Here is a 6,042-nt window from a genome sequence, read left to right as displayed (position 1 = left end):
AAAGAGTAAAGAATAAATCGTTCATCCTTCAGACAGTTAGCCTGCGTAATAATATGCCTGTCACGTCTCGCGCCGGGTTTTGCGGTTATACTGCGAGGAGAGTAAAGGGAAAGTGAAGATTTTCTGGAGGATACATGATTCTCGAACGCGTTGAGATAGTGGGATTTCGCGGTATCAATCGACTGTCGTTGATGCTCGAGCAGAATAACGTCCTGATCGGTGAGAACGCCTGGGGTAAATCAAGTTTACTGGATGCGTTAACACTGCTGCTGTCACCCGAATCTGAGTTGTATCATTTTGACCGCGATGATTTCTGGTTTCCTCCTGGTGATATCAAAGGCCGCGAGCATCATCTGCATATCGTACTGACGTTTCGTGAATCTCAGCCTGGGCGCTACCGGGTTCGCCGCTATCGGCCGCTCGAGGCGTGCTGGGCACCGTGTCACGATGGTTTTCAACGCATCTTTTATCGACTTGAAGGCGAATGTGGCGAGGATGGCAGTGTGATGACGCTGCGCAGTTTTCTCGACGGTGACGGGCATCCGCTGGCGGTAGATGATATCAACGAACAGGCGCGGCATCTGGTGCGCCTGATGCCGGTGCTGCGTTTACGCGATGCGCGGTTTATGCGCCGTATTCGTAACGGCACGGTGCCGGAGGTTTCTGATGTCGAAGTCACCGCCCGCCAACTGGATTTTCTCGCCCGCGAACTGGCGATGCGTCCGCAGAATCTCACCGACGGACAGATTCGGCAGGGACTCTCGGCGATGGTGCAACTGCTTGAGCACTATTTTACCGAGCAGGGCACTTCGCAGTCCCGCCACCGCTTAATGCGCCGACGCTCCACCAACGAACAGCGAAGCTGGCGCTATCTCGATATTATCAACCGGATGATCGACAAACCGGGAGGACGTACTCACCGGGTGATTCTGTTGGGGCTGTTCTCCACGCTGTTGCAGGCGAAGGGCACGGTCAGGCTGCATAAAGACGCCAGACCACTGCTGTTGGTAGAAGATCCGGAAACGCGTCTGCATCCCATCATGTTGTCAGTGGCGTGGCAGTTGCTGAATTTGCTACCGCTTCAGCGTATCACCACCACCAACTCGGGCGAGTTGCTCTCGCTGACCCCGGTGGAACATGTCTGCCGTCTGGTGCGTGAATCCTCGCGCGTGGCGGCCTGGCGTCTGGGACCGGGGGGGCTGAGCGCAGAGGATGGTCGACGCATCGCGTTCCACATTCGCTTTAACCGTGCTTCCTCGCTGTTTGCCCGCTGCTGGCTGCTGGTGGAAGGGGAAACAGAAACCTGGGTGATTAACGAACTGGCCCGTCAGTGCGGTCATCACTTTGATGCCGAAGGGATTAAGGTGATCGAATTCGCGCAGTCAGGTCTTAAACCGCTGGTGAAATTCGCCCGGCGGATGGGCATTGAGTGGCACGTGCTGGTGGATGGTGATGAAGCCGGGAAAAAATATGCCGCCACGGTGCGCAGCCTGCTGAATAACGACCGGGAAGAGGAGCGCGAACACCTGACGACGCTGCCAGCGCTGGATATGGAACACTTTATGTACCGGCAGGGGTTTGCCAATGTTTTTCACCGGGTGGCGCAAATCCCGGAAAATGTGCCAATGAATATGCGCAAAATCATTTCGAAGGCGATCCATCGCTCATCGAAGCCCGACTTAGCCATCGAAGTGGCGATGGAAGCCGGGCGGCGAGGTGTGGATGCGGTGCCGACGCTGCTGAGAAAAATGTTCTCCCGGGTGCTGTGGCTGGCGCGCGGCAGAGCGGACTAACCCTGTAAGTACTGCGGAACCTGCGTGACAACGCTGTCGAGCAGCGCATAGCGGCGGCGGTATTCAGCCCGTTTTTTGCTGGCGATATCCGCCTCGCTTTTCCGCGCAATGGTCAGCGGCAGCGAGAAGTAATCTCCTTGCGTTTTTTCACCGCCCAGGGACGCCCAGAAGGCGTCGTAGTCGGCATGCATTTGCGTTTTTTTGTCCATATAGCGCCAACTGCGATAAACATGCACCGCGTTGCTGACCGCCAGAATCTGCTCCGCCCTGGCGATGTGTGCGAACTGACACAGCGCTTCCATTACCACTCTTTTGGGGAACAGGCCGTAACAGGCTTTCGTGGCCTGCTGAATGACCTCATGTGGAACATCATTTGCCGCGCCCTGCAAGCCGCCAATAAACAGGGTGCGTTTTCCGTTTAGCGTGCAGAATGTGAAGGTAATTTCTGCCAGAATACGCATCTGCTCGTCGCGGATCACGACGGTACTTTCACCTTCTTTATCCAGTGAGACCAGGCTGACTAAATCAAGCTGGAATGACGCACCGTCTTTGGCCTCAAATTTTGCCAGATTGAGACCGTTCTGGCTTAAATAACGGGCCAGTTGTTCGCGGCTGAATAACTGACGCAGCAGGTCATAATGACTACAGAGCGCGGTCAGTGCGGTTTCGCGCTTAATATTCACCGCCATATACGGGCGATGCAGACGAATTGGCAACCGGGGTTGTCGGGCCAGCAGCGTATTCAGCTCAGGCCATTGGGTCAGGTTTTCCAGCAACTGACGGGTAGCCCTTGGCATCAGTAACGAGCGAATTAAAAACTTACGGCGAAAGCTGGCCTTCCGCCAGAATTTACCCGGCAGTAATTGACCCCTTGTCAGGCGCATAAATAATTGTAAAGGAGACGCAACGTCTGAAGTGTAAAAGGTATTATCAGTAATCTGTGACATGATCATAATCCGCAATGCGATGATTGTGGAAATTGAAACACGCTGAATCTTAACCAATCATCAATGCCTCGAGCGCTATCCTTTTCGCTTGCGGTTTGTTTAGATACTGTTGAATTTCAGCTGAAAACTTACCATCAGGATCGCTATGGGTATTAAGGGAAATAAAATTAAAAAGCGCTATCTGTTGCTTATTTTCATTCTCATCCTGGGGGCATTTGCCCTTTGGCGGACGCTTAATGCGCCGGTGCCAAATTATCAGACGCTGATTGTGCGGCCGGGAGATTTGCAGCAGAGCGTACTGGCAACCGGCAAACTCGACGCCTTACGTAAAGTTGACGTGGGCGCGCAGGTGAGTGGTCAGCTCAAAACGCTGTCGGTAGCAATTGGCGATAAAGTGAAGAAAGACCAGTTGCTGGGCGTTATCGACCCTGAACAGGCGGAAAACCAGATCAAAGAGGTGGAAGCGACGCTGATGGAGCTTCGCGCTCAACGCCAGCAGGCTGAAGCCGAGTGGAAGCTGGCGCGCGTGACGCTCGCCCGCCAGCAACAACTGGCAAAAACTCAGGCTGTGTCGCAACAGGATCTGGACACCGCCGCGACGGAGATGGCGGTGAAACAGGCGCAAATCGGCACCATTGATGCGCAGATCAAACGCAATCAGGCATCTCTGGATACCGCGAAGACCAACCTCGACTACACCCGCATCGTTGCGCCGATGGCTGGTGAAGTCACGCAGATCACCACCCTACAGGGGCAGACGGTGATTGCCGCGCAGCAGGCACCGAACATTCTGACACTGGCGGACATGAGTACGATGTTGGTGAAAGCACAGGTTTCTGAAGCTGATGTGATTCACCTTAAACCGGGGCAGAAAGCCTGGTTCACCGTGCTGGGCGATCCGCAGACCCGCTACGAAGGGACGCTGAAAGATGTGCTGCCGACGCCGGAAAAAGTGAATGATGCCATTTTCTATTACGCCCGATTTGAAGTGCCCAACCCCAAAGGTATTCTGCGCCTGGAGATGACCGCACAGGTCCATATTCAGCTAACGGATGTGAAAAACGTTCTGACGATCCCGCTTTCCGCGCTGGGTGATCCGGTCGGGGACAATCGTTACAAGGTGACCTTACTGCGTAACGGTGAAACTCGTGAACGCGAAGTGTCAATTGGCGCGCGCAATGACACCGACGTAGAGATTGTAAAAGGGCTGGAAGCCGGTGATGAAGTGGTGACGGGCGAGGGCAAACCAGGAGTCGCGCAATGACGGCATTGCTTGAACTGAGCAATATTCGCCGCAGTTATCCCTCGGGAGAAGAGCAGGTGGAGGTGCTGAAAGGCATCACGCTACAGATCAATGCCGGGGAGATGGTCGCGATCGTCGGGGCGTCTGGCTCCGGCAAATCCACGCTGATGAACATTCTGGGATGTCTCGATAAACCCACCAGCGGCACCTACCGGGTCGCGGGACGCGATGTCTCAACGCTGGACCGCGATGCGCTGGCGCAACTGCGTCGGGAGCATTTCGGTTTTATTTTCCAGCGCTACCATTTGCTGTCACATCTGACGGCAGCACAAAACGTCGAAGTCCCTGCCGTTTACGCCGGTACGGAAAGGAAACAGCGTCTGGCGCGCGCGCAGGAGCTGCTCCAGCGGCTTGGTCTGGGCGATCGCGTTGATTATCAACCTTCGCAGCTTTCCGGCGGTCAGCAGCAGCGCGTGAGTATTGCCCGCGCGCTGATGAACGGCGGACAAGTGATCCTCGCCGATGAACCCACCGGTGCGCTCGACAGCCGTTCCGGTGAAGAGGTGATGGCAATTCTGCACCAGCTGCGCGATCGCGGGCATACGGTCATTATCGTCACCCACGATCCCCAGGTTGCCGCCCAGGCTGAGCGGGTGATTGAGATCCATGACGGCGAAATTGTGCGCAATCCGCCCGCAAAGCACACCGCGCAGGGGCAGGGCATTCAGGAACCGACGGTGAAAACGGCGTCCGGCTGGAGCCAGTTTGTCAGCGGGTTTCGCGAGGCACTGACAATGGCGTGGCTGGCGATGGCGGCCAACAAAATGCGCACGCTGCTGACGATGCTCGGGATCATCATCGGTATCGCGTCGGTGGTGTCGATTGTGGTGGTCGGCGACGCAGCGAAACAGCTGGTGCTGGCAGACATCCGCGCCATCGGGACCAACACCATTGATATCTACCCCGGCAAAGATTTTGGCGATGACGATCCACAGTATCAGCAGGCGCTGAAATACGACGATCTTGCGGCGATCCAAAAACAACCCTGGGTGACTTCTGCGACGCCCGCCGTGTCGCAGAACCTGCGCTTACGCTATGGCAATATCGACGTCGCCGCCAGTGCGAACGGGGTCAGCGGCGACTATTTTAACGTTTATGGCATGACGTTCAGCGAAGGGACAACGTTCAACCGTGAACAGCTTAACGGCCGTGCGCAGGTGGTAGTGCTCGACAGCAACACCCGACGTCAGTTGTTCCCGCATAAGGCGAACGTGGTGGGTGAGGTGATCCTCGTGGGCAACATGCCTGCGACGGTCATTGGCGTGGCGGAAGAGAAGCAGTCGATGTTTGGCAGCAGCAAAATCCTGCGCGTCTGGTTGCCTTACAGCACGATGTCCGGGCGCATCATGGGGCAGTCGTGGCTGAACTCGATCACCGTACGAGTGAAGGAAGGCTTTGACAGCGCACAGGCCGAACAGCAACTCACCCGACTGCTGACGCTGCGTCATGGCAAAAAGGATTTCTTCACCTGGAATATGGACGGTGTCTTGAAAACCGCCGAAAAGACCACACGTACTCTTCAATTATTCCTGACGCTGGTGGCGGTGATTTCGCTGGTAGTTGGCGGGATCGGCGTGATGAATATTATGCTGGTGTCGGTCACAGAGCGTACGCGGGAGATAGGCATCCGGATGGCGGTTGGCGCGCGCGCCAGTGATGTGCTGCAGCAGTTTCTGATTGAAGCGGTGCTGGTTTGTCTGGTGGGTGGCGCGCTGGGTATCAGCCTGTCGATGCTGATTGCCTTCACGCTGCAACTGTTTCTGCCCGGTTGGGAGATTGGTTTCTCGCCGGTCGCGCTGCTGACGGCATTTTTGTGCTCTACCTTTACTGGCGTCCTGTTTGGCTGGTTACCGGCGCGCAACGCGGCGCGACTGGATCCGGTCGATGCGTTAGCGCGAGAGTAACGTCCCGGGAAATAAAAATGCCAGCCGTTCGGGCTGGCATTTTACCTGCGGGATGTACACAATGAGACAGAAGAGATATGCAACAGCTTCTGCTT

At 55.9% G+C, this 6,042-nt stretch carries 4 protein-coding genes; 3 read left to right on the top strand and 1 reads right to left on the bottom strand.

What is annotated here, in order from left to right; genetic code table 11:
• Window positions 1-134: 134 nt before the first annotated feature.
• Window positions 135-1,793 carry an ATP-dependent endonuclease gene (locus AB7E14_RS19265; protein WP_316961849.1) on the top strand — a complete coding sequence of 553 codons (1,659 nt, stop codon included), beginning with the start codon at window positions 135-137 and terminating at the stop codon, window positions 1,791-1,793.
• Here the strand turns inward: AB7E14_RS19265 and AB7E14_RS19260 are convergent.
• Window positions 1,790-2,740, bottom strand: coding sequence for a VirK/YbjX family protein (locus AB7E14_RS19260; RefSeq protein WP_316961847.1), 951 nt, complete (start codon window positions 2,738-2,740; stop codon window positions 1,790-1,792). The genes AB7E14_RS19265 and AB7E14_RS19260 overlap by 4 nt on opposite strands.
• 145 nt (window positions 2,741-2,885) lie before the next feature.
• Between AB7E14_RS19260 and macA the strand changes: the two genes are divergently transcribed.
• Both macA and macB read left to right on the top strand, forming a co-directional pair.
• Window positions 2,886-4,004 carry a macrolide transporter subunit MacA gene (gene macA / locus AB7E14_RS19255; protein WP_043001214.1) on the top strand — a complete coding sequence of 373 codons (1,119 nt, stop codon included), beginning with the start codon at window positions 2,886-2,888 and terminating at the stop codon, window positions 4,002-4,004.
• Entirely contained in the window at window positions 4,001-5,947 is a 1,947-nt protein-coding gene (macB, locus tag AB7E14_RS19250; protein WP_216081635.1) for a macrolide ABC transporter ATP-binding protein/permease MacB, read from the top strand. Before macA ends, macB begins: the two co-directional genes overlap by 4 nt.
• Window positions 5,948-6,042: the final 95 nt, after the last annotated feature.

It is taken from the genome of Citrobacter sp. (assembly GCF_050252275.1).
GTDB lineage: Bacteria > Pseudomonadota > Gammaproteobacteria > Enterobacterales > Enterobacteriaceae > Citrobacter_A > Citrobacter_A amalonaticus.
This window is presented reverse-complemented; position numbering and strand designations above follow the sequence as displayed.